This is a genomic window from Chelatococcus caeni (assembly GCF_014196925.1).
GTDB lineage: Bacteria > Pseudomonadota > Alphaproteobacteria > Rhizobiales > Beijerinckiaceae > Chelatococcus_A > Chelatococcus_A caeni.
The window spans coordinates 384452-406882 of sequence record NZ_JACIEN010000005.1 but is presented as its reverse complement, the minus strand read 5'-3'; the positions used below and the strand labels follow the sequence as shown (position 1 = coordinate 406882).

Genomic DNA, 22431 nt, shown 5'->3' with positions numbered 1-22431 from the left:
GCCCTCACCGCCCGCGACCCCGACCGCCTCGCCAAAATCCTCGCAAACCACATGCGAAACAGCTGGGAACGCGTCAGGCAGACGCTCCCGTAGGGTCGGAAGCCTCAACCCTCCCGGTCAGGCTCGTCATCGCAAGTCGGACCCGGTCCGATCTGCCAACACAATGCGCCCTTTCCTGTCGTCATGCCCGCGCTTGTCGCGGGCATCCGCGCCGCACCGCCGATACCAGGCTGAAAGGCGTGGATGGCCGGGACAAGCCCGGCCATGACGTTCGCGCGTCTCATCCCCCTTCCATTCGCGTCGGTCGGACAGCCGTCGCGCCGATCGACGCCGCGTGATGAGCACGGCCGACGGCCCGAGCGGTCGCGTCTCTGATGGCTACGCCAGCTGCGGGGCGCACCTCTCCCGGTACCTGCCCCTCGCCGCCGCGCTCCGCCTCCCCATCGCCGTCGACGCTCCCGATTCCATGCCAGGCGCGCCACCGCACCGGTGCAAGGCACCGCGCCATCCGCGTTCTATATTCTGTATGCAGAATACTTGATGCCGAATTAAGGCGGTGCTAGCGTCACCGGGTCCGATCGGTCAGGGGGGCGCAGATCCTCCGGCCCCGCATGGGAAACGCTCGATATCCGCCGGCCGGTCCCGCCTCACGGCCCGCGCAACGTTGGAGGGAAGACAATGTCCGTGACCACCCGGTCCGTGATCGCCCGGTCCACGACCACTCCGTCCATGACCACTCGTCGGCAGGTGCTCGCAGGAATGGCCGCTGCGGGCGCAGCCCTCGGCCTCGGCGCGAGCCCGTTGCGTGCCGCGCCGCGCAAGCTGCGTCTCGGCCACCCGCACCCTGAATCGGACAACTGGCACAAGGTCTCGCTGCGCTTCGCCGAGATGGTGCGCGAGCGGTCCGGGGGCGAGCTCGAAATCCAGGTCTTCGCCAATGGCGTGCTCGGCAGCGACCCGACCATGATCAACGCCGTGCGTGGCGGCTCGCTCGACATCGCGCTCACCGGCAATCCCTTCTTCACCGGCCTCGCGCCCAAGCTCAACGTGCTCGACCTGCCCTTCCTCTTCAACGACCGCAAGCACGTGGCCGCGGTCCTCGACGGGGAGATCGGCGACGAGATGCGGGCCGAGCTCGGGCAGAGCGGCCTCGTCGCCCTCTCCACCTGGGAAGTCGGCTGGCGCAATCTCACCAACAGCCGCCGCCCGGTGAGGACGCCCGCCGACCTTGCCGGCCTCAAGATCCGCACGACGCCGAACCCGGCCCACGTCAAGGCCTTCCAGCTGCTCGGCGCCGTGCCGACGCCGATGGCCTTCACCGAGCTGTTCACGGCGCTCGAGATGCGCTCCGTCGACGGCCAGGAGAACCCCGTCACCCTCATCCTGAACGCCAAGTTCTACGAGGTGCAGAAGCACGTCAGCCTCACCCGCCACGCCTTCACGACGGCGCCGCTCATCACCAACAAGGCGAGCTTCGAGGCGATGGACGAGAAGAACCGCGAGATTCTCTCGCTGGCTGCGCGCGAATGCGCCGTTCTCCTGCGCACGGCGAACGAGGAGACCGAGGCGACCGCGCTCGCCGCGCTGAAGCAGGAGGGCATGGAGGCGGTGGAGGATCCCGACCGCGCCGCCTTCGCCGCCATCGTCATGGAGCCGGTCCGCAAGGACTATGTCGAGAAGTTCGGCTCCGCCCTGCTCGACCGCATCGTCGCCGCCGCCTGACGACACGCCCGGCCGTCTCGGCGGCCGGGCACCCATCGTTCGCGCCTCGTTTCAAGCTGCCACAGGGTTCCCCATGCGCGTCGTCGACCTCAGCATGGCCATCGCGCCGCATTTCCGCTGGAAGCCGGAGATCTCCGTGACCGGCAACATCGCCCAGGGCGATCAGTTCCGCGTCACGCGGATCGCGACCACCTGCCATGGCTTCACCCATGTGGATGCCATGGCCCATTTCATCGCCGACGCGCCGACGATCGAGCACACGGACCTGGCCCGCGTCGTGGGGCCGGCGCGGGTCTTCGACCTTTCCGGGGTCGCGCCGGACAGCCCCATCGAGCCCGACGTGCTCGCCGCGGCCGATCCGGGCGGCGGCGAGGGCGAGATCCTGCTGCTCGCCGCCCAATGGGACCGCCGTCGCGATATCGCGACGCGCAGCTTCTGGACCGAGGCCCCCTGGCTCAGCCGGGCGAGCGCCGAATGGCTGCTGGAACGCCGCCCGAGCGCCGTGGCGGTCGATTTCCCGCAGGACTATCCCATCCGCCTGCTGCTCGACGGCAAGACGGTGCCCGACGAGCAGCACGTCACGCATGACGTGCTGCTGCGCAACGGCGTCACCCTCGTGGAATATGTCGTCAACACCGCCGCCCTCTCCTCGCGGCGCGTCCTCTTCAGCGCCGCGCCGCTGAAGATCGCGGGGGCCGACGGCGCTCCCGCCCGCGTCTACGCCATCGAGGGCCTGCCGGTCTGACCCGGACCGGGAGCACGCGAGAGGGGGCCGATGTCACGTTTCGTCGATCTGGGGTTTCGCGCGGTCGAGGCGCTGCTCGTCGTCCTCCTCGCCGTGCTCGTCTGCCTCGTCTTCACCAACGTGGTGCTGCGCTATGCCTTCGACAGCGGCATCATCGCCACGGAGGAGATCTCGCGCCTCGTCTTCGTGTGGATCGTCTTCGTCGGCGCGGTTCCGGTGATGCGGCTTCACGGCCATCTCGGCGTCGACATGTTCGTCGAGAGCATGCCCGCGCGCGGGCGCTTCTTGGCGGCGCTGACGGCGAACCTCGTCATGCTCGGCTGCTGCGTGATCTTCGGCTGGGGAACCTGGCGGCAGAGCCTGATCAACGCCGACAACGCGGCGCCGATCACCGGCATCGCCACCGGCTGGGCCTATGCCGCGGCGACGATCTCCGCCGTCTCGATCGGCATCATCGTCCTCGCCGACCTCGTGCGGCTCATTCGCACGGGCGAGCCCGTGCGCGCGCAACCCGGCGGAGACGTCGCGTGACGATCCTCATCTTCGCGACCGTCCTCCTCGGCTCCGTCGTCATCGGCCTGCCGATCGCCTTCGCGCTCCTCGCCACGGCCGTCGCGCTGATGCTGCATCTCGATGCCTTCGACATCGACATCATCGGCCTGCAGATGGTGAACGGCGCCGACAGCTTCCCGCTGCTCGCCATCCCCTTCTTCCTCCTCGCCGGCGAGGCCATGAACGCGGGCGGCCTGTCGCGCCGGCTCATCGACTTCTGCATGGCGATGGTGGGCCACCTGAAGGGCGGGCTCGGCTACGTCGCCATCTTCACCGCGCTCATGCTGGCGAGCCTGTCCGGCTCGGCCGTCGCCGATACCGCGGCGCTCGCCGCCATGCTGCTGCCGGTGATGCGCCAGGCCGGCTACGATGCCGGACGCTCGGCCGGGCTCATCGCGTCGGGCGGCATCATCGCCCCCGTCATTCCGCCGTCGATCGGCTACATCATCTTCGGCGTCGCCGGCGGCGTCTCCATCACGCGCCTGTTCCTCGCCGGCATCGTCCCCGGCGTCCTGATGGCGCTCGCCCTTGCCGCGACCTGGTGGGCGACCTGCCGCATGGACCGGCTGGAGGCCCTGCCGCGCAGGAGCTGGGCGGAAGCCGGACGCGCCTTCCTCGCCTCGCTGTTCGCGCTCTTCCTGCCTGTCATCATCGTCGGCGGGCTCAAGCTCGGCATCTTCACGCCCACCGAGGCGGCGGTCGTCGCCTGCGTCTACGCCATCTTCGCCGGCTTCGTCATCTATGGCGAGCTGACGCCCGCAAAGCTCTACCGCTGCGCCATCGCGGCCGTGCGCACCACGGCCGCCGTGATGTTCCTCGTCGGCGGCGCGGCGGTGACGGCCTATCTCGTGACGATCGCCAACGTGCCCGGCGAGATCTCCGCCCTGCTCGGCCCGCTCGCCGAGCACCCGATCCTGCTGATGGTGACGATCCAGCTGCTCGTCATCGTCATCGGCACGGCGCTCGACTTCATCCCAACGATCCTCATCCTCACGCCGGTGCTGCTGCCGGTCGCCAAGCAGGCCGGCGTCGACCCGGTCTATTTCGGCGTGATCTTCGTCATGAACTGCGCCATCGGCCTGCTGACGCCGCCGGTGGGGACGGTGCTCAACGTCTGCTCGGCCGTCGGGCGGCTGCCGCTCGCCTCCGTCATCCGGGGCGTGCTGCCCTTCCTCGTCGCCGAGGTGGCGATCCTCTTCCTGCTGACGCTCTTCCCGCAGCTCGTGCTGGTGCCGGCGCGCTGGTTCTACTGACAGGCGCCGCGCGCGTCAGTGCAGCTTTTCGGTATAGACGAACTTCGGCATGCTCCAGCCGTAGCGCAGCGCGAGCAGGCGCAGCGCAAGGCCCGCGAGCATCGCGATCCCCATGGCGAGGGCATGCGGCAGGCCGGCATATTGGCCGCCGATATAGAGGGCGCCCGCCAGGATCGAGACCGTCGCATAGAGCTCGGCGCGGAACAGCAGCGGCACCTCGGTGCACAGGACGTCGCGCAGCACGCCGCCGACGCAGCCCGAGATCATGCCCGAGGCGATGACGATGACGTAGGGCATGCCGAGCGCGAGCGCGATGTTGCAGCCGATCACGGTGAAGACGACGAGGCCGACCGCGTCGAGGAAGAGGAACAACCGGCGCAGGTGATGCATGTAGCGGGCGATGAAGACGGTGGCGAGCGCCGCCCCGGCCGTGATGAGCAGATAGGAGGGATGCTCGATCCAGGTGAGCGGATGGCGGCCGAGCAGCACGTCCCGCACCGATCCGCCGCCGAGGGCGGTGATGGCCCCGAGCATCGCGACGCCCAGCCAGTCCATGGAGCGCCGGCCGGCGGCGAGGGCCGCCGTCATCGCCTCCGCAACGATCGCCACGATATAGAGGACGTTGAGGATCTGCTCGGATTGCATGCTCGGCGTGCGGATCGTGAAGGGGCTCCGTCGGTCGGAGCGCGATTGTATGTGCGAAAAGCCAACAAAAGCTTTCAGGGCATGGACAGACCCAAGCCGGGCCTGCGGCTTCGCCGGACGACGGGGACATGACTGCCCCGTCGCCCGGCGAAAAGCCCATGCTCGTCAGCCGGCTGCCGCCCTCCGCTCGGCCACCTTGGCGGTCGCGACGCGGTCCTCGGCATCGAAGGTCAACGGCCGGTCACCGGCCTCGTCCCTGATGCGGCTCGGCAGGCCCATCCGCCCGAGAAGGTCGAGGAAGGGCTGCGGCGGCAGCTCCTCCACATTGGCCATGCGGCCGACGTCCCAGGTCCCCTCGGCGATGAGGAGCGCGGCCGCGACCGGGGGCACGCCCGCCGTGTAGGAGATGGCCTGGCTGCCGACCTCGCCGTAGGCCTCCGCATGGTCCGAGACGTTGTAGATGAAGACCTCGCGCGGCTTGCCGTCCTTGACGCCCTTGACGAGGTCGCCGATGCAGGTCTTGCCCGTGTAGTCCGGGGCCAGCGACGAGGGATCCGGCAGCACGGCCTTCACCACCTTGAGCGGAACGACCTCCTGCCCCTCGGCCGTGCGGATCGGCTGCTCGGAGAGGAGGCCGAGGTTCTTCAGCACGGTGAAGACGGTGATGTAGCGCTCGCCAAAACCCATCCAGAAGCGGATGTCCGGCACGCCGAGGTTCTGCGACAGCGAGTGGATCTCGTCGTGGCCGGTCATGTAGGTGGTGCGCGTGCCGACCAACGGCAGGTCCCAGTCCTTGCGGATCTCGAACATCTTGTTCGACGTCCACTTACCCTTCTGCCACGACCACACCTGCCCCGTGAACTCGCGGAAATTGATCTCGGGATCGAAGTTTGTGGCGAAGTAGCGGCCGTGGTCGCCGGCATTCACGTCGATGATGTCGATCGAGTCGATGCGGTCGAAATGCTCGTCGCGCGCGAGCGCCGCATAGGCGTTGACGACGCCCGGGTCGAAGCCGGCACCGAGCACGGCCGTCACGCCGGCCTTGGCGCATTCCTCGCGCCGCTTCCACTCGTAATTGCCGTACCACGGCGGGGTCTCGCAGATCTTCAGTGGATCCTCGTGGATCGCCGTATCGATATAGGCCGCACCGGTGCGGATGCACGCGGAGAGGATGGACATGTTGAGGAAGGCCGAGCCCACGTTGATGACGATCTGACTGTTCGTGGACCGGATGAGCTCTGCCGTCTTCTCCACATCGAGGGCGTCGAGCGCATGGGCGACGAGCTTGCCGGCCGTCTTCAGGCTCTTCTTCTCGTGGACGGACTGGACGATCGCCTCGCACTTGGCGAAAGTCCGCGAAGCGATATGGATATCGCCGAGGACATCGTTGTGCTGCGCGCATTTGTGGGCCACCACCTGGCCCACGCCACCGGCACCGATGATCAGAACGTTCCTTTTCATTTGGGCTTGGATCTCCTTTCGTTCCGGATGAGCCTCAGGACAGGCTCGACTTGTAGTCTTCGAAGGAAAATTCGCGCACGAGGCGCAGGCTGCCGTCGAGCTCACGCACGACGATGGACGGCATCTGGACGCCGTTGAACCAGTTCTTCTTGACCATCGTGTAGCCCGCCGCATCGTTGATGGAGATGCGGTCGCCCGGCTTCAGCGGTGCCTCGAAGGAAAATTCGCCGAAGATGTCGCCGGCCAGGCACGACTTGCCGCAGACCATGTAGCGGTGCGGGCCCGTGTCGGGGCTGACCTTGGCGCTCTGCCGATAGATCAGCAGGTCGAGCATGTGCGCCTCCGTCGAGCTGTCGACGATGGCGAGGTCCTTGCCGTTGTGGAGCGTGTCGAGCACGCTCACCTCGAGCGTGGTGCTCTTCGTCACGGCCGCCTCGCCCGGCTCGAGATAGACCTCAACGCCGAAGCGCTGCGAGAAGGCTTTCAGCCGCTCGCAGAACAATTCGAGCGGATAGCCCTCGCCGGTAAAATGGATGCCGCCGCCGAGGCTCACCCAGTCGACCTTGGAGAGAAAGGCCCCGAACCTGTCCTCGATCTGGCCGAGCATCCGGTCGAAAAGGCCGAAATCCGCGTTCTCGCAGTTGTTGTGGATCATGAAGCCGTCTAGCTCGTCGACGACGGCCGCGATCTTCTCAGGGTCCCATTCCCCCAGCCGGCTGAACGGGCGGGCGGGGTCGGCGAGGTCGAAGTCCGACGAACTGACGCCGGGGTTGAGGCGCAGCCCGCGCGCCAGCGCGCCGGCGCGATCGGCGAAGCGCTCCAGCTGGCCGATCGAGTTGAAGATGATCTTGTCGGCATTCGCCACGACGGCGTCGATCTCGTGATCGGCGAAGGCCACGCTGTAGGCATGCGTCTCGCCGCCGAAGGTCTCGCGCCCGAGCCGGACCTCGAAGAGCGAGGAGGAGGTGGTGCCGTCCATGTACTCGCGCATCAGGTCGAACACCGACCAGGTGGCGAAGCACTTGAGCGCCAGCAGCGCTTTCGCCCCCGAATGTTCGCGCACGCGCTCGATCACGCGCAGGTTGCGCATGAGCGCGCTCTTGTCGATGAGGTAATAGGGCGTCTGCAGCTTCAAGATCTCTTGCCCGTCGGGTTGATGGTTGGTGCGCTGCGACTCCGCGGCCGCCCCGCTGAAAATGCCGTCCGGCGCACGGACGCCCGGTGGCCGCAGGCCATCGGTGCCGGTGCGCGCAGCGACTGTTATGGGTGGGGAGCGGCTATGCCCGGCAGGCCGCAAGACCCGTCGCCGGGAAAAGCGCTTTGGCGCTGTTGCCCCGCTCGCGTGTCTTTCTGCCCGCTGTTCGTGCGGCTGGCGACATGGCGGCCCAAATGGCCGCATCAGGACAGATGCCCCGATCCGTGGCGCATAGCGCCGTCGCGTGCGCCCTTATGGCGCGCGCCCCAAAAGGTTCTTCCGTTTGGGTGGCATCCAGTCCGACTGAGCCCATCCCCAATTGGAAGAGGGCGTCGTGAGACATGGCGTCCTCCCCAACCAGCAGATGAAACCTGCAAAAGGTCGTCCGGCCTTATCGCATCGATGGCCCGAATGCAACTCCGGGGAGCGCTTCCGGCCATGCCGGAGCGCCGCGATCGCCATCGTTCAGCGCAGCGCCACGGCGGCCGCAGACGTATCCCGTCCGGTTTCGCCGGCGGTCTCTTCGGACGTCTCGTCGAGCCGCCAGCGCAGGCGCACGCCTCCGCCGGGCGTGCTCTCGAGCATGGGAATGGCCGACAGGAGCTCGCGGGTATAGGCGTGCTGCGGCCGGTCGAAGATCGCGTCGCGGGTCCCCTCCTCCACGATCCGCCCGTCCTGCATCACCACCACCCGGTCCGCCACCTGCTCGACGACGCCGAGGTCGTGGCTGATGAAGAGGCAGGAGAAGCCGTGCTTGTGCTGCAGCTCCGCGAAGAGATCGAGGATCTGCGCCCGTACCGTCACGTCGAGCGCCGAGACCGGCTCGTCGGCGATGACGAAGGACGGACGGCGAACCACCGCGCGGGCGATGGCGACGCGCTGGCGCTGCCCGCCCGACAGTTCGTGCGGATAGCGGTCGGCATAGTCTTCGGAGAGGCCCACCTCGCGCAGCACCTCGACGACGCGCTCCGCCTTGTCGCGCCCGCTCATGCCGGGCATGAGCCGGAGGGGCTCGCGCACGAGGGCGCCGATGGTCATGCGCGGATCGAGCGAGGAATAGGGGTCCTGGAACACCATCTGGCAATTGAGCCGATAGTCGCGCCAGCCCTCCCCGCCCGCCACGACGGGCCGGCCGGCGAAGCGGATCTCGCCGCCGCTCGGACGCACGAGGCCGGCAATGGCCCGGCCGAGCGTCGTCTTGCCCGAGCCCGAGCCGCCGACGAGCGCCACCACCTCGCGCGGCCGGATCGCGAGGTCGATGCCGTGCAGCGCGCGCTTGCCGGCCTGCCTGCGCATGAAGCCCTGGCGCCCGGCGTAGTCGACGACGAGGTCGCGCACCTCGACGGCAGGCGCCGGGGCCGGGGGCACCTCGCGCGTGAGCAGGCGCCGCGGCATGGCGGCGAGGAGCTTCTGGGTATAGGCATGCCGCGGCTGGCGCAGCAGGTCCTGCGTCGTGCCCTCCTCGACGACCTCGCCCTTGCACATGACGATGATGCGGTCGGTATAGCGGGCCACCATCGCCAGATCATGGCTGATCATGAGCACTGCCGTGCCGTGCGCCCGCGTCAGCTCGACCATGAGCTCGAGCACGTCGCGCTGCACGACGGCGTCGAGCGCCGTCGTCGGCTCGTCGGCGATGAGCAGCGCCGGCTGCAGCAGCATGGCGGAGGCGAGCATGATGCGCTGGCGCATGCCGCCGGAGAACTGGTGCGGATAGGAGGAAAGCGCCCCCTCGGGATCCTTGATGCCGACCCGCGCCAGCATGTCGAGGGCGCGGGCCCGCCGCTCCCCGGCGGCGAGCTTCGTGTGCAGCGCCAGCCCCTCGTCGAGCTGGCGGCCGACGAGCATGGAGGGGTTGAGGGACGTCATCGGCTCCTGGAAGACCATGCCCACGCGGGCGCCGCGCAGCTGCCGGAGCTCCCCGGGGGCCATCGTCGTGACCTCCCGCCCCTCGAAGCGGATCGACCCGGCGGAGCGGCGGATGGCCGGGGGCTCGAGACCCATGACGGCGCGCGCGGCGAGCGTCTTGCCGCTGCCGGATTCGCCGACGATGCCGACGATCTCGCCCGGCGCGACCGAAAAGCCGATGGTCCGGACGACATCGAGGCCGGTGCGCGCCACCGTCAGCGTCAGGCCCTCGACGTTGAGAAGTTCGCGGCGGTCCATGTCACACCCCCCGCATGCGCGGATCGAGCCTGTCGCGCAGCGCATCGCCGAGAAGATTGATGCCGAGCAGCGTCAGCGAGATGCACAGGCCGGGGAAGATGCCGAGCCATACCGCCTGCGCGATGAAGGAGCGGCTCGAGGCCAGCATGTTGCCCCAGGTCGGTGCCGGCGGCGGCACGCCGAGGCCGAGGAAGGAGAGCGCGCTCTCCGACAGCAGCACCCAGCCGAACATCGAGGTCGCGAGCACGGTCAGCGGCGCGATGCAGTTGGGCAGCACGTGGCGCATCACCGTGAAGATCTCGGAATTGCCCATGACGCGCGAGGCCTCGACGAATTCGCGCTCGCGCAGCGACAGCACCGTGCCGCGCACGATGCGGGCAACGGACGGCGTATAGGCGAGGCCGAGCGCGAGGATGATGCCGTATTTGTTGGCGCCGAAGACCGCGAGCAGCCCGAGCGCCAGCAGGATGCCGGGAAAGGCGAGGAGCGCGTCGTTGAAGGCCATCAGGATGCGGTCGGTCCAGCCGCGCAGGTAGCCGGTGAGCAGGCCGATGATGGTGCCGCCGGTGACGGCCGCGGCGACGGTGACGAGGCTGATCCACACGCTGGTGGCCGCCGCCGCCATCAGGCGGCTGAGGACGTCACGGCCGAACTCGTCGGTGCCCAGAAGATAGGCCCCGCCCGGCGGCTGCAGACGCGCGGCGAAGTTGATCTTGAGCGGATCGACCGGCGTCCACACGGCGCCGAGAAGCGCGGCGACGACGACGACGCCGATGATCGCGCCGCCGAGGACGGCGTTGGGGGCAGGCAGTCTCATTCCGCGGTCACCCTCGGATCGAAGACGGGATAGAGCAGATCGACCACGAGGTTCACCACCACGTAGACGAAGGCGACGAACAGCAGACAGCCCTGGATGACGGGATAGTCGCGGGCGAAGATGGAATCGACCAGCAGCCGCCCGAGCCCGGGGATGGTGAAGACCGTCTCGACGACGGCGATGCCGCCGAGGAGATTGCCGAGCACGAGGCCGATCAGCGTCCAGGTGGGGCCGAAGGCGTTCTTGAAGGCGTGCCGCCACAGCACCGCCCTTTCCGACAGCCCCTTGGCGCGGGCATGGGTGATGTAGTCGAGCCGCAGCACCTCGAGCGTGCTCGCGCGCGACATGCGGATGAGCACGCCCATCTCGTGCAGGAACAGCGTCGCGACCGGCATGAGGATGTAGAGGAGGGCCGCGGTCGGATTGTCCGAGAAGGACACGTAGCCGACGACCGGCAGCCACTCCAGCTTCAGCCCGAACAGGAGAAGCAGCAGCAGCCCGAGCCAGAAGGTCGGGATGGAGAGGAGCACGGTCGCGGTGCCGACGAGGGCGAGGTCGAGCGCGCTGTTCTGCCGCCAGGCGGCGATGACCCCCGCCGGCACGGCAATGAGGCTCGCGATGGCGACGGCGATGAAGACGATGCGGGCGCTCACCCAGAAGCGCTCCAGCACCAGGGGCAGCACCGGCTGGCCGGAGGTGATGGACAGGCCGAGATCGCCCCTGAGGACATTGCCGAACCAGATGACGAACTGCGTGGCGATGTCCTTGTCGAGGCCGAGGCGCTCGCGCAGGTCGGCAAGGCTCGCCGGATCCGCGAGGTCGCCGAGCATCAGCGAGGCCGGGTCGCCCGGGATGAGGCGGATGAGGACGAAGACCGCAACCGCCATGATGGCGAGGGTCGGCACGGCCATGAGGATCCGTCTGATGGCGAAGCGCAGCATGAGCCCTGCCTTCCCTCGTCGTTACGTCAGTTGGTGGCCACGCGGGCGCCCCAGAGCCGCGGCTTGCCCTCCCAGGGATCGGCCCCCTCGAGCCGCTTCGTATGGGCCCAGGCCTCCTGCCCGTTGGCGAAGATGATGAGCGGGGTCGTCTCCAGCTGCAGCTCGTGCAGCTGGTCGAACAGCTTCCGCCGCTCCGCCTCGTCGGAGATGACCGACGCCTTCTCGATCAGGTCCTGGGCGGCGGGATCGTCCCACACCTTGCGCGGCTGCCGGTCCTTGGGACCGGAGAACTGCTCATAGCTCAGGGCCGGGTCGAGCCGCGCCGAATAGGAGAAGGACATCATCTGGTAGTTGCCCTTGTTGTAGCGGTCGAGCTGCGTCGCCCATTCGAGCACCTCGATCTCGGCATTGATGCCGACCGCCTGCATCATGGCCTGGGCGATCACCGCCGCGTTGAAGCTCGGCACGTGCACGCGCTTGTTGGCGATGATCCTGATCGGCTCGCCCTTGTAGCCGGCCTCCGCGAGCAGCTGCTTGGCCTTCTCCGGGTCGTAGGCATAGGCCTTGCGCTGCACGTCGCCGTAATAGGCCGAGGTGAGCGCCACGGCCGAGTTGTTCGCCTTGCCATGGCCGTTGGAAACGGCCGCGACGAGCTCGGGAATGTCGATCGAGGCCGCGATCGCCTGGCGCAGCTTGACGTTCCCGAGCAGCGGATCGCGGGTCTGGAACAGGAAGGTGTGCTTGGTCGCCGACGGATAGAGGCCCACCGCGGCCGACTTGCTGGCGGAGAGTTCCGGCACGTCGGAATCGAGCACCTGCGCGAGGTCGACGGCGCCCGAGACGAGCGCGGCCTTCACCGTCGAGGCATCCGGCACCACGAGGAACTTCACCTCCGCGAGTGCGGTGCGCTTGGCGCCGACGAGACCGTCCGGCCGGTCGCCCGGCGGCGAGGAATAGTCGTCGAAGCGCGTGACCGTCACATATTCCCCGCGGCGCCATTCGCCGAACCGGAACGGGCCGGTGCCGATCGGCTTGTCCCAGGATCCGTCGGCCGCGACGGAATCGCGGTGCAGGACCGCCGTCATGCCGCAATCGGTGCGCGCGAGCGAATCGAGGAAGAGCGCGCTCGGGCGGTCGAGCGTCATGACGAAGGTCGCCGCATCGGGCGCCTCCGCTTTCTCGACCTTGAGACCGCTGCGCCCGTCGAACTCGGACCGGCAGCGCCAGTCGGTCTTCGGATCCATGTAGCGGTTCCAGCTCCACAGCACGTCGTCTGCCGTGAGCTCGGCGCCGTTGTGGAACTTCACGCCCTTGCGCAGCGTGAAGGTGTAGGTGCGGCCATCGGGCGAGACGTCCACCTTCTCGGCGAGAAGCGGCGCGACCGAGCCGTTCTCGCGGTAGCCGACGAGCCCCTCGACCATGTGCAGCACCACGGCATCGGTATTGTCGTCCCGGTTGACGCCCGGGTTGGTGCTGCGGATGTCCGCGTTGAGGGCAACCGTCACGGTCTGTGCCGCGGCCGGCGCGGCGGCGAGCAGGGTGCCGAGAGTGAAAGCGATCGTTCTCTTCATCATGCCTACTCCGCCGCCAGAAGCTGTCTGCTCGAACGCCGCGCCTTCAGGACGTCGGCGAAGAATGCCTCGACGTGAGGCACGACCTTGCGGCCGTCGTGGGGCACGTTCGGCAGCAGGTCGAAGCGCACCTCTATTCCCGCCGCCTCGAAGGAGCGGCGCAGGCTGTCGAGCCGTTCCGGCCGCGTGCGCCCGGCGTCGTTGGCGCCCGGCATGTAGTGGCGGCCGCCCTCGCGGTGGGTGATTTCCCAAGTCTCCAGGTCGGCGGCGCCAACGATCATCTGCACCGGGACCTCCCGCATCGCTGCCATATCGAGCTCGATGCCGAAGCGCTCCCTGACGTTGCGGATGCCGACCCACCAGTCACGCTCGCGGTCGAGCAGCGTCACCGAGCCCGGTGCGCCGATGGAGGCGGCCCACAACCGGTCGGGATGCAGCATCAGGAAGCGATGGGTGAAGTGGCCGCCGCCGGAATAGCCGAAGAGCGCGAAGCGCTCGACATCGAGGCCGTAGCGCGCGCCGACCTCCTCGACCATGGCGAGCAGCACCTCGTCATAGCGGATGTCGCCTTCGACGATGTACTTGAAGCCGTCACGGTTGTCGTCGCCGCGCACCCCCACGGGAAACAGCGGGCACAGGATGACGCAGTTGTTCCAGCGCCCGAAGGCGGCGAAGGCATCGCGATATTCGATGAAGGCCCGCCCGGTGCCGTGCATGGCGACGACGAGGTCGAGCGCCTCGGCCGGATCGGACCGGCGCGGGATGTAGAGGCAATAGGAGAAGCGGGGGTCGCCCTTGCAGGCGAAGACGGTCGTCTCGCCGAGATCATACGTCTCGACGGCACGCGCTCGGAGGTCGACGTCCTCCAGGAGCGCTGGAGCAAGGCTTTGGACCATTGAGGATTTCCAGTTCGCGCAGAAATTGGCGCCAAAAATGTTTACACCGCCTGCCGCCTTTGGCAAGACGTATTTCCGACACTTCCGCGACGGCGGTCGGCCCGGGCCTTCACGCCGCAGGAGCGGGGCGGGATTGCCCTTGCCGCGCCGCCGCGTATGAGATGGGCCTGTCCGCATCATTGAGGTTGCTCCACTCCCATGACCGCCAAAGCCGATGGAACTGCCGCAGCGCTCGTCGACATCATGGCGCGCGACATTCAGGCCGGCGTCTTTGCCGCGGGCGCCTGGCTGAAGCAGATCGACCTCGAACGGCGCTATGGCGCAACCCGCATGGACGTGCGCCGGGCGCTCGACCAGCTCGCGCTGAAGCGCCTCGTGCGGCACGTGCCCAACCGCGGCTACCACGTCCATGCCCTCGATGACCGGCAGGCGGACGAGATCCGCGAGCTGCGCGTGGTCCTCGAATCGGCCGCGGCCCCGAGCATGGTCCGCAACGCCACCGCGGCCGATATCGCGGAGCTGCGCGCCCTCGCCCGGCGATTCGAGGAGCTGATCCTCACCGGCACGCTGCTCGAGCAGTACGAGGCCAATATCGCCTTCCACGTACGGCTCCTCCGGCTCTGCTCCAACCGCGAGCTCATCAACATGGCCCTGGAGCTGCGCGGCCGCGGCCCGTCCGCCCCGGCCACGCAGTGGAAGACCCGCGCCCGCATCGAGCAGTCCGGCCGCGAGCACTTCATGATGGTCGATGCGCTCGCCGCCGGGGACGCCGACCTGCTGCGCAGCGTCATCGCGGCCCACATCCAGCAGTCGGAAGCGCAGACGACGCTCTGACGGCCCCGTCAGTCGGCGATCGTCACTTCCCAGGCGCGCGGCTTCGACAGGACGGACGCCTCGTAGCCCTTGACGTTCTTGCGGAAGGCGCTGGCCTCGACGCCGTTGTAGAGCATGACGAACGGCACCTCCTCGAGGAAGCGGCGGTGCAGCTCGTCGAAGATCTGCTGCCGCTCGGCCTTGTCGGAGATCACCATCGACTTCTCGAGCAGCGCCTGGGCATCCGGGCTGTCCCACACTTTGCGCGGCTGCTTCTCCTTGGAGCCCATGACGGAATCGTAGCTCAGCGAGGGATCGAGCCGGGCCGAATAGGGAAAGGCCATCAGCTGGTAGTTGCCCTTGTTGTAGCGGTCGAGCTGCGTGCCCCACTCCAGCACCTCGAGGGTCGCGTTGATGCCGGCCGCCTGCAGCATGGCCTGGATCAGGACCGAGGAGGAGAAGGTCTGCGGATAGCGCTTGTTGGTCAGGATGACGAGCGGCTCGCCTTTGTAGCCCGCCTCCTGCAGCAGCCTGGCGGCGGCCGTCGGATCATGGGTGTAGCCCATGTCGTGAGCCGGCGTGTGATAGGCCGACGGCAGCGGCACGATGGAGTTGTTGTGCCGGGCGAGCCCCTCGGTGACCGCCTTGGTGATCTCGGCCGTGTCGAGGGCCGCGGCGATCGCCTGGCGCAGCTTGACGTTCGACAGCAACGGATCGCGCGTCTGCATGAGGAGCGTGCTGATGCCCATGTTCTGCGCGATCGAGAGGCTCAGGTCCGGATTGGCCTTCAGCTCCTTCACATCGGCATTGGCGACGTCCGGCACGATGTCGACGTCGCCACGCAGCAGCGCCGCCTTGGCCGCCGCACTGTCCGGGATGACCATGAAGCGCACCTCATCGACCAGCGGGCGCTTGGAGCCGACATAGCCATCGGCCTTGCCCTCGCCGGGATTGGCGTAGGCGTCGAACTTCGCCAGCCTGACGAATTCGCCGCGCCGCCATTCCCCAAAGGTGAACGGGCCCGTACCGATTGGCTTGTCCCAGGAACCGTCGGCCTTGAGCGAGTCCTTGTGCAGGATGCCGGCCATGCCGCAATCGGTGCGGGCAAGGGTCGCCAGGAACAACGCATCGGGCTTGTTCAGGCGGAAGACGACGGTTTGCGCGTCAGGCGTCTCAACCGCCTCGACCTTCGCACGGCCGCGGCCGTCGAATTCGGAAAGGCAGCGCCACTCCGTCTTCGGGTCCATATAGCGCTGCCAGCTCCACGCCACGTCCTGCGCCGTCAGCTCGGCGCCGTTGTGGAACTTGACGCCTTGGCGCAGGGTGAAGGTGTAGCTCAACCCGTCGTCGGAAACCGCGACGCCCTCGGCGAGGAGCGGCGCGATGCCGGCATTCTCGGTGTAGCCGACGAGCCCCTCGACGACGTGCAGCACCACCGCATCCGTGTTGTCGTCGCGGTTGACGCCGGGATTGGTGCCGCGGATGTCCGCGTTGAGCGCGATGCGCAGCACCGACGTCTGTGCGAGCGCCGGGCCGGCCGCAACCGCCAACAGGCCCGTGAGACACCCTGCGAGCAGGGCTCTGGTATTCGACCTCATCTTCATCCTCCGCATCCTGCTGGTTCCCGCTCTGTTGTTGTCATGACCAGCCGCTTGCGGCCGTCTCTCAGACGGCCGCAGCCAAGGGCGGCGACGTGCGCCCGGCCTGCTCCGGCTGCCGCACGTCCATCTCGAGTGTGTAGGTCGTGAAGGTGCGGTTCAGGGCCGGCAGCATGGCCACCTCCATGAGGCCGAGCATCGGCTCCATCACGATCATCGCCACCGTGGCGCTCAGGTTGTTGCTGAGGTTTTTTCGCGGCGGCCGGCACACCGACCACGGCGTCTCGAAATCGTCGAAGAGCGCCTCCTTCACCACCTCGCGCGTGACGGCGCCGAGGTGCGGCGCGACGAGGCCGCGCACGCGGATGTCGCGGTAGAGGCTGTCCGGCGTGTTGGCGATGCCCGTGTCCTTGAGCTTCGACAGCGCGACGGGGCTCTGGAAATGGTTGGCGTGGACGATGAGGCCGCGCTCGGGATGCACCTGGAAGGTCTCGTCCGGCGCGCATTCGAAATCGATGGCGACGCCGTTCGCCTGGCTGACGATCATGTTGTTCGCCGCCGACTTGGGGGTGACGTAGACGGCCCGCATGGCCGCGGCGAGCTGCCTCTGCTCCAGCACCTTGCGCCGGATGAGGGCGAGCGGCACGCCGAGCTGACGATAGTCGCGGTCGGTCTCGAGATAGTTGGCGGTGATGGCGATGCCAGCGGCGTTGAAGCCCGAGCGGCCGAGGGCGCCGGCCTCGGTGAAGGTGAGGATGTCCGGACCGTCGTCGCGCCGCACCTTGAGCACCACCGCCGTCTCGGCGCATTCCACCTTCCAGTCCCAGTTCTGGGCGTGGATGAGGCGCCCGTCACGCGTGGCCTCCGGCAGGGCGACGACACCCGTGCAGCCATCCGGGTCCTCGTCCGTGAACGGCCGCTCTCCGGCGGGACGCTGGGCGAGCTTGAGGATTTCGGTGCGCGCATTGAGCAGCATCACGGAGCCGTAGGGAACACCCGCCCCCTCGGCGATGCCGTGCATTTCCTCGATATAGGCCGGGTCGAAGGCGGCGATCGTCGGCTCGAAGCGGCGGGCGAGCGTGTCGATGGCCTCGTCGGAGAGCTTGCCCGCCCTCAGCTGCTCCGAATAATGCGCGATGCCGAGGCGGATGCGCTCCGCTGCCTGCTCGCCATATTGACGGCCGCGCTCGCGGGGCGAGCCGGATATTTCGACGAGCGGGCAGGATGGAACCATCGGGGGCGACCTCTCTCGGCAGCGGGTGTTTACATTTCGCCTATTGTATTTCATCGTGAGATAGAACAATCAAGAGGGAATGCCTCGTGCACCAGCCGAGCCGCCTGCAGCAGGACCTTGCCAACCGCATCGTCGCGCTCGTCAACGACGACGGGCTCGCCGTGGGCGCCCTCCTCAACGAGAACGGGCTCGCCCGGCGGCTCGCGGTCTCACGCACGCCGGTGCGCGGGGCGCTGCGCTATCTGGAGGACCAGGGCATCGTCGCGCGCCGGCCGAACCGGGGCGTGGAACTCGTCGCCATCCCTCCGAAAGCGCAGGTCGCGCCGGCCGAGGATCACGACGAATGGCTCGTGCGCATCGCCCGCGACCAGCGCAGCGGATCCCTGCCGCAGGAGATCACCGAAGGCGAGGTCATGCGGCGCTACGGCCTCAACAGGGCGAGCGTGCAGCGCATCCTGTCCCGCCTCGCCGAACTCGACATGGTGGAGCGCAAGGCCGGCTACGGCTGGCGTTTTCTCGCCGGCACCCGCGACCGGGCGACCCACGACGAGAGCTACCGGTTCCGCCTGCTCCTCGAGCCGGCCGCCCTCCTCGAGCCCGGCTTCCACCTCGAGGGGGCGTGGATCGAGGCGATGCGCCGCCGCCACGAGGAGACGCTGGCGAGGCCCTGGCAGGAAAGCTCGAGCGTCGCCTTCTTCGAGATGAACGCGGATTTTCACGAAGGCCTCGCGGCGGCATCGAACAATCGCTTCATCCATGCCGCCATCCGCCACCAGAACCAGCTGCGCCGCTTCTCGCAATACGACTGGAAGTTCGGCTTCGAGCGCGTGGTCGTGAACTGCCGCGAGCATATGGAAATCCTCGATCACCTGGCGCGGAACGACCGCGAGGTCGCCTCCCTCCTGCTGCGACGACACATCGAGCGCGCCAGCCTGATCCGCGCATCCGGTACCGACCCCGGGTGACAGCCATGTATTTTGCCTAAAATAAAATCATACGATCGGAGCCGTCATGACCGCTGCCGCCCCATCCGCACGCCCGTTCGCCAACGACGTCGGCGATGCCTTCTGGCTTCCCTTCACGGCCATGCGCCAGTTCCGCGCCAATCCGATGACCTTCGTGGCTGCGGAAGGCATGGACTACATCGCCGCCGACGGGCGCCGGGTGCTCGATGCCATGGCCGGCCTGTGGTGCGTCAACGCCGGCCATGCCCAGCCGCGCATCGTCGCCGCCATCCAGGAGGCAGCGGCCCGGCTCGACTTCGTCTCGTCCTTCCGCATGAGCCATCCCGCCGCCTTCGCCCTTGCCGAACGGCTGGCGCAGCTCGCGCCGGAAGGGCTCGACCATGTCTTCTTCACCAATTCCGGGTCGGAGGCCGTGGACAGCGCCCTCAAGATTGCCCGGGCCTACCACCATGCGCGCGGCGAGGCCGGCCGCACCGGGCTGATCGGCCGCGCCAAGGGCTATCACGGCATGGGCTTCGGCGGCCTGTCGGTCGGCGGCATCGGCCGGCACAAGCGCGACTTCGGGCCGCTCCTGCCCGATGTCGCCCATCTCCGCCTGCCCTATGACGGCTCCATGGCCTTCTCCCGCGGGCAGCCGGCGCACGGCGCCGGCTATGCCGACGAGCTGGAGGCGCTGCTGCAGGTCGTCGATCCGGCGACGGTGGCGGCCGTCATCGTCGAGCCCGTCATCGGCTCGGGCGGTGTCTATCCGCCGCCGGTCGGCTATCTGGAACGGCTGCGCGCCATCTGCAGCCGCCACAGCATCCTCCTCGTCTTCGACGAGGTGATCACCGGCTTCGGCCGCCTCGGGCGCGCCTTCGCGGCGGAAGCCCTCGGCGTCACGCCCGACATCATCACCTGCGCCAAGGGCATGACGAACGGCGCGGTGCCGATGGGCGGCGTGATCGTCAGCCGGCAGGTCTTCGATGCCTTCATGGCCGGACCGCCGGAGGCGATCGAGCTGTTCCACGGCTATACCTATTCGGCCCATCCGCTCGCCTGCGCGGCCGGGCTCGCAACCCTCGATGTCTATGAGGAACAGGGCCTCTTCCAGCGCGCCGCCGCGATGGCGCCGGCCTGGGAAGAGGCCCTGCACGACCTGCGCGGGGAGCCGCACGTCGCCGACATCCGCTCGATCGGCATCCTCGGCGTCGTCGAGCTGACGCCCCGGCCGGGCGCCGCCGGCGCCCGCGCCACGGCCTGTGCGCAAGCGTGCCACGAGGCCGGGGTGCTCGTGCGCGCCTCGGGCGATCTCATCGTCCTGTCGCCGCCGCTCATCCTCGCGGAGGAGCACGTCGCCCGCATCGTCGGCGCCATCCGCACCGCCCTGCGCGCGCTCGACTGAGACCTCTCCCGCCGCTCAGCCCGGCAGGCTGTAGTTCAGCGGCACCCAGTCGTAGCCCTTGTCGTCACGGCGCACGTGGCCGAGGCCCGGGAAGCGGATGTGCGCGCCGCCGACGAGGTAGCGCTCGTCGGCCGCCTCGGCGAAGGCCAGCGCCCGCGTCGCCACCGCGGCCGGCGTATCCTCGTCGAAGGCGATGCCGACGCCGGGCTCGTCGAACTGGATGACGTCACCGTGGGTGATGTCGCCCCACAGCACCAGCTTCTCGCCGCGGCTCTCGACGACGACGGCGCTGTGCCCCGGCGTGTGGCCCGGCCGGAAGACCGTGCGGAAGCCGGGCACGGGCTCGGCGTTGTCGTCGAAGGGGACGAGGCGGCCCGCCTTGCGGTAGGGCTCCAGCGAGGCGACAGCGCCCTCGAAGAGCTCCTTCTTGTCCGCCGGCGCCTCGGCGCGATTGGCCTCGCTCAGCCAGTAGTCGATGTCGCGGCGGTGGGCGTGGACGGTGGCATTGGGGAAGACCTGCTCCCCGTCGACGACGAGGCCGCCGGAATGATCCGTATGGACATGGGTGAGGACGACGTCGTCGATCTGGTCGGGTGAATAGCCGGAGGCCTTCAGCGCCGAGGGCAACCGCCCGAGCGTCGGGCCGAGCAGGGTGCCCGTCCCGGCATCGACGAGGACGAGCCGCTCGCCGGTGTTGACGAGGAAGGCGTTGACCGAAAGATCGACGGGCGAGCGCAGGAAGGCGGCCGCCAGGCCCTCCTCCACCCGCTCGGGGCTGGTGTTGTTGTAGAGCGTGGTGAGCGGCACCGGCACCGTGCCGTCGAGCAGCACCGTGAGCTCATAGTCGCCGAGCTTCATGCGATAGAAGCCGGGCGGGGCGGAGCCCGCGAAGGGCGCCGCGGCGAGCGCCGGCAGGGTCGCGGTTGCACTTGCCGCGGCAGCGGCGGGAGCCAGCGACAGGAATCTGCGTCTGTCCATGATCCGTCCAATATCCGTCGTTTCGATCGATCCGGCGCCATTGCGCCGCCGCCGAAATCTGGCTACGCCTGCTCCAGCAAACAAATCGATACGGATCATGAGCTCCATCGATCATTTCGATCTACGGTCCTTCGACCTCAATCTGCTCGTCGCCTTCGATGCCCTGATGCAGGAGGGCACGGTGACGCGCGCGGCGGCGCGGCTGAAAATCGGCCAGCCGGCCATGAGCCACAGCCTCGCGACGCTGCGCGTGCTGATGCAGGACGAGCTTTTCGTGCGCGTCGGCCAGGCGATGCAGCCGACCGCCAAGGCGCTCGCCGTCGCGCCGCGCGTGCGCCATGCGCTCGAGCAGATGCAGGATGCCATCCGGGCCGAGGACGGGTTCGACCCGGCGACGCACCAGCGCACCTTCCGCATCGGCTTCTCCAGCGAGATGGAACTGCTGCTGCTGCCCGACCTCGCCGCCCTCGCGCGGCGCACGGCGCCGGGCATCCGTCTGCTCGGACGCTCTGCGGACAAGAATGAGGTGCACCATCTGCTCGACAACGGCACCATCGATGTCGCCGTCGGCTGTTTCGAGCCCGGCGCCCAGCGCCACCGGCACCAGCATCTCTTCGGGCCAGAGCTGATGTGCTGCTTCAACGCCGCGTTGCTGCCGCTCGCGACGCCGATCAGCCTCGAGGACTATCACGCCGCCGACCATGCGCTCATCAGCCTCGGCCAGTCGCTGCAGGGCTGCCTCGACGAGGCGCTGACGCGCGCCGGCCTGTCGCTCAACGTGGTGATGGCCGGCTCCGAATTCCTCACCATCCTCGCGGCGGCCGCCGAGGCGCCGCTCGTCGCCACGTTGCCGGCGCGCATGCTGCGCCGCTTCGGCGCCCGCTTCGGCCTCACCCTGAGCCCGCTGCCGCTCACCTTCGACCTGCCGGCGGTCTCGATGGTGTGGTCCGCCCGCAGCGACCGTGACGCCGCGGCCGCCTGGCTGCGGCACGGCATCACGGCCGTGCTCGGCGGGCAGAACGAGCTGCCGGCTGCGGCGGCTGGCCCTCAGCGCCTTCGGGCGGTCTGATTCAGCGCCGCACGGCCTGCGGCAGGGCGCAGACCCGCGAGCGGGTCAGGAAGCGGCGCTCGCGCCCGTTGTCGAGCGAGAACATGCCGCCGCGCCCCGGCACGACGTCGATGATGAGTGCGGTGTGCTTCCAGGCCTCGTACTGGGCCGCGCCGATATAGAACGGCGCCCCGCCGATGTGCCCGAGGAGGACATCGCCGTCCCCGACCATGAACTCGTCCCGCCGGTAGCACATGGGCGAGGAGCCGTCGCAGCAGCCGCCGGACTGGTGGAAGAGGACCGGCCCGTGCTCGGCCACGAGCTCCGCGATGAAGGCGAGCGCCGCAGCCGTCACCGTGACGCGCGACGTGCCCTTTTCCTCCGCCATGTCCATGGGTAGCGCCCTGCATTGCTGCGGAAGGGCGGGTCGGACCCGCCCTTCCCTGT

The 22431-nt window shown here is 68.5% G+C and carries 20 protein-coding genes; 8 read left to right on the top strand and 12 right to left on the bottom strand.

The annotated features are described in order from the left end of the window. The first annotated feature begins 729 nt into the window (after positions 1-729). From GGR16_RS20125 to GGR16_RS20110, 4 genes are all read left to right on the top strand, one after another. Entirely contained in the window at positions 730-1722 is a 993-nt protein-coding gene (locus GGR16_RS20125) for a TRAP transporter substrate-binding protein (protein ID WP_026015011.1), read from the top strand. A gap of 73 nt (positions 1723-1795) precedes the next feature. After that, positions 1796-2467, top strand: a complete 672-nt coding sequence (locus tag GGR16_RS20120) for a cyclase family protein (protein ID WP_019401492.1) — start codon at positions 1796-1798, stop codon at positions 2465-2467. Positions 2468-2497: 30 nt separating this feature from the next. Then, the gene (locus GGR16_RS20115; protein ID WP_183317776.1) at positions 2498-2998 is read left to right on the top strand and encodes a TRAP transporter small permease; all 501 of its coding nucleotides are present in this window, start codon (positions 2498-2500) and stop codon (positions 2996-2998) included. Further along, positions 2995-4272, top strand: coding sequence for a TRAP transporter large permease (locus GGR16_RS20110; protein ID WP_019401490.1), 1278 nt, complete (start codon positions 2995-2997; stop codon positions 4270-4272). The genes GGR16_RS20115 and GGR16_RS20110 overlap by 4 nt, the downstream gene beginning before the upstream one ends. 15 nt (positions 4273-4287) lie before the next feature. On the opposite strand, the gene GGR16_RS20105 is transcribed toward GGR16_RS20110, so the two are convergent. The 8 genes from GGR16_RS20105 to GGR16_RS20070 form a co-directional block, all read right to left on the bottom strand. Beyond that, positions 4288-4917 carry a trimeric intracellular cation channel family protein gene (locus GGR16_RS20105; RefSeq protein WP_019401489.1) on the bottom strand — a complete coding sequence of 210 codons (630 nt, stop codon included), beginning with the start codon at positions 4915-4917 and terminating at the stop codon, positions 4288-4290. Positions 4918-5082: 165 nt separating this feature from the next. Further along, positions 5083-6378, bottom strand: coding sequence for a saccharopine dehydrogenase family protein (locus tag GGR16_RS20100; protein ID WP_183317775.1), 1296 nt, complete (start codon positions 6376-6378; stop codon positions 5083-5085). A 34-nt stretch (positions 6379-6412) separates the two neighbouring features. After that, positions 6413-7513: a carboxynorspermidine decarboxylase gene (nspC, locus tag GGR16_RS20095; protein ID WP_183317774.1), complete on the bottom strand. Its 1101-nt coding sequence runs from the start codon at positions 7511-7513 to the stop codon at positions 6413-6415. A 525-nt stretch (positions 7514-8038) separates the two neighbouring features. Beyond that, the gene (locus GGR16_RS20090; protein WP_183317773.1) at positions 8039-9739 is read right to left on the bottom strand and encodes an ABC transporter ATP-binding protein; all 1701 of its coding nucleotides are present in this window, start codon (positions 9737-9739) and stop codon (positions 8039-8041) included. A 1-nt stretch (position 9740) separates the two neighbouring features. After that, a complete protein-coding gene (locus tag GGR16_RS20085) occupies positions 9741-10556 on the bottom strand; it encodes an ABC transporter permease (protein ID WP_053194160.1) in 816 nt (271 codons plus the stop codon). After that, entirely contained in the window at positions 10553-11497 is a 945-nt protein-coding gene (locus GGR16_RS20080; protein WP_183317772.1) for an ABC transporter permease, read from the bottom strand. The genes GGR16_RS20085 and GGR16_RS20080 overlap by 4 nt, the downstream gene beginning before the upstream one ends. Before the next feature lie 26 nt (positions 11498-11523). Then, entirely contained in the window at positions 11524-13068 is a 1545-nt protein-coding gene (locus tag GGR16_RS20075; RefSeq protein WP_425486586.1) for an ABC transporter substrate-binding protein, read from the bottom strand. Between the two features lie 5 nt (positions 13069-13073). Next, complete coding sequence (locus GGR16_RS20070) at positions 13074-13964, bottom strand: alpha/beta hydrolase family protein (RefSeq protein WP_183317770.1); 891 nt, start codon at positions 13962-13964, stop codon at positions 13074-13076. Between the two features lie 198 nt (positions 13965-14162). On the opposite strand from GGR16_RS20070, the gene GGR16_RS20065 reads away from it, so the two are divergent. Further along, entirely contained in the window at positions 14163-14798 is a 636-nt protein-coding gene (locus GGR16_RS20065) for a GntR family transcriptional regulator (RefSeq protein WP_026014771.1), read from the top strand. Between the two features lie 8 nt (positions 14799-14806). Here the strand turns inward: GGR16_RS20065 and GGR16_RS20060 are convergent, their stop codons facing one another. Both GGR16_RS20060 and GGR16_RS20055 read right to left on the bottom strand, forming a co-directional pair. Beyond that, on the bottom strand, positions 14807-16381 hold the full coding sequence (locus GGR16_RS20060; protein ID WP_183317769.1) for an ABC transporter substrate-binding protein: 1575 nt from the start codon (positions 16379-16381) through the stop codon (positions 14807-14809). 61 nt (positions 16382-16442) lie between these two features. Next, the gene (locus tag GGR16_RS20055; RefSeq protein ID WP_183317768.1) at positions 16443-17609 is read right to left on the bottom strand and encodes a C45 family autoproteolytic acyltransferase/hydrolase; all 1167 of its coding nucleotides are present in this window, start codon (positions 17607-17609) and stop codon (positions 16443-16445) included. 86 nt (positions 17610-17695) lie between these two features. On the opposite strand from GGR16_RS20055, the gene GGR16_RS20050 reads away from it, so the two are divergent. Next, complete coding sequence (locus GGR16_RS20050) at positions 17696-18574, top strand: FCD domain-containing protein (RefSeq protein WP_183317767.1); 879 nt, start codon at positions 17696-17698, stop codon at positions 18572-18574. A gap of 46 nt (positions 18575-18620) precedes the next feature. Then, the gene (gene aptA / locus GGR16_RS20045) at positions 18621-19958 is read left to right on the top strand and encodes an omega-aminotransferase AptA (protein ID WP_183317766.1); all 1338 of its coding nucleotides are present in this window, start codon (positions 18621-18623) and stop codon (positions 19956-19958) included. 15 nt (positions 19959-19973) lie between these two features. Here the strand turns inward: aptA and GGR16_RS20040 are convergent, their stop codons facing one another. After that, positions 19974-20936, bottom strand: a complete 963-nt coding sequence (locus GGR16_RS20040) for an MBL fold metallo-hydrolase (RefSeq protein WP_183317765.1) — start codon at positions 20934-20936, stop codon at positions 19974-19976. Between the two features lie 97 nt (positions 20937-21033). Here GGR16_RS20040 and GGR16_RS20035 point away from each other — a divergent pair, with 97 nt between their 5' ends. Then, on the top strand, positions 21034-22005 hold the full coding sequence (locus GGR16_RS20035; RefSeq protein ID WP_183317764.1) for a LysR family transcriptional regulator: 972 nt from the start codon (positions 21034-21036) through the stop codon (positions 22003-22005). A gap of 1 nt (position 22006) precedes the next feature. Here GGR16_RS20035 and GGR16_RS20030 read toward each other — a convergent pair whose 3' ends face one another. Further along, positions 22007-22378, bottom strand: coding sequence for a DUF779 domain-containing protein (locus GGR16_RS20030; protein ID WP_183317763.1), 372 nt, complete (start codon positions 22376-22378; stop codon positions 22007-22009). Positions 22379-22431 lie beyond the last annotated feature (53 nt).

Bases quoted from the DNA above. Each gene is read 5' to 3' on its own strand.
- GGR16_RS20125 (WP_026015011.1), top strand. From the start codon at position 730: ATGACCACTCGTCGGCAGGTGCTCGCAGGAATGGCCGCTGCGGGCGCA.
- GGR16_RS20120 (WP_019401492.1), top strand. From the start codon at position 1,796: ATGCGCGTCGTCGACCTCAGCATGGCCATCGCGCCGCATTTCCGCTGG.
- GGR16_RS20115 (WP_183317776.1), top strand. From the start codon at position 2,498: ATGTCACGTTTCGTCGATCTGGGGTTTCGCGCGGTCGAGGCGCTGCTC.
- GGR16_RS20105 (WP_019401489.1), bottom strand. From the start codon at position 4,917: ATGCAATCCGAGCAGATCCTCAACGTCCTCTATATCGTGGCGATCGTT.
- GGR16_RS20100 (WP_183317775.1), bottom strand. From the start codon at position 6,378: ATGAAAAGGAACGTTCTGATCATCGGTGCCGGTGGCGTGGGCCAGGTG.
- GGR16_RS20090 (WP_183317773.1), bottom strand. From the start codon at position 9,739: ATGGACCGCCGCGAACTTCTCAACGTCGAGGGCCTGACGCTGACGGTG.
- GGR16_RS20085 (WP_053194160.1), bottom strand. From the start codon at position 10,556: ATGAGACTGCCTGCCCCCAACGCCGTCCTCGGCGGCGCGATCATCGGC.
- GGR16_RS20080 (WP_183317772.1), bottom strand. From the start codon at position 11,497: ATGCTGCGCTTCGCCATCAGACGGATCCTCATGGCCGTGCCGACCCTC.
- GGR16_RS20075 (WP_425486586.1), bottom strand. From the start codon at position 13,068: ATGAAGAGAACGATCGCTTTCACTCTCGGCACCCTGCTCGCCGCCGCG.
- GGR16_RS20070 (WP_183317770.1), bottom strand. From the start codon at position 13,964: ATGGTCCAAAGCCTTGCTCCAGCGCTCCTGGAGGACGTCGACCTCCGA.
- GGR16_RS20065 (WP_026014771.1), top strand. From the start codon at position 14,163: ATGACCGCCAAAGCCGATGGAACTGCCGCAGCGCTCGTCGACATCATG.
- GGR16_RS20060 (WP_183317769.1), bottom strand. From the start codon at position 16,381: ATGAAGATGAGGTCGAATACCAGAGCCCTGCTCGCAGGGTGTCTCACG.
- GGR16_RS20055 (WP_183317768.1), bottom strand. From the start codon at position 17,609: ATGGTTCCATCCTGCCCGCTCGTCGAAATATCCGGCTCGCCCCGCGAG.
- aptA (WP_183317766.1), top strand. From the start codon at position 18,621: ATGACCGCTGCCGCCCCATCCGCACGCCCGTTCGCCAACGACGTCGGC.
- GGR16_RS20040 (WP_183317765.1), bottom strand. From the start codon at position 20,936: ATGGACAGACGCAGATTCCTGTCGCTGGCTCCCGCCGCTGCCGCGGCA.
- GGR16_RS20035 (WP_183317764.1), top strand. From the start codon at position 21,034: ATGAGCTCCATCGATCATTTCGATCTACGGTCCTTCGACCTCAATCTG.
- GGR16_RS20030 (WP_183317763.1), bottom strand. From the start codon at position 22,378: ATGGACATGGCGGAGGAAAAGGGCACGTCGCGCGTCACGGTGACGGCT.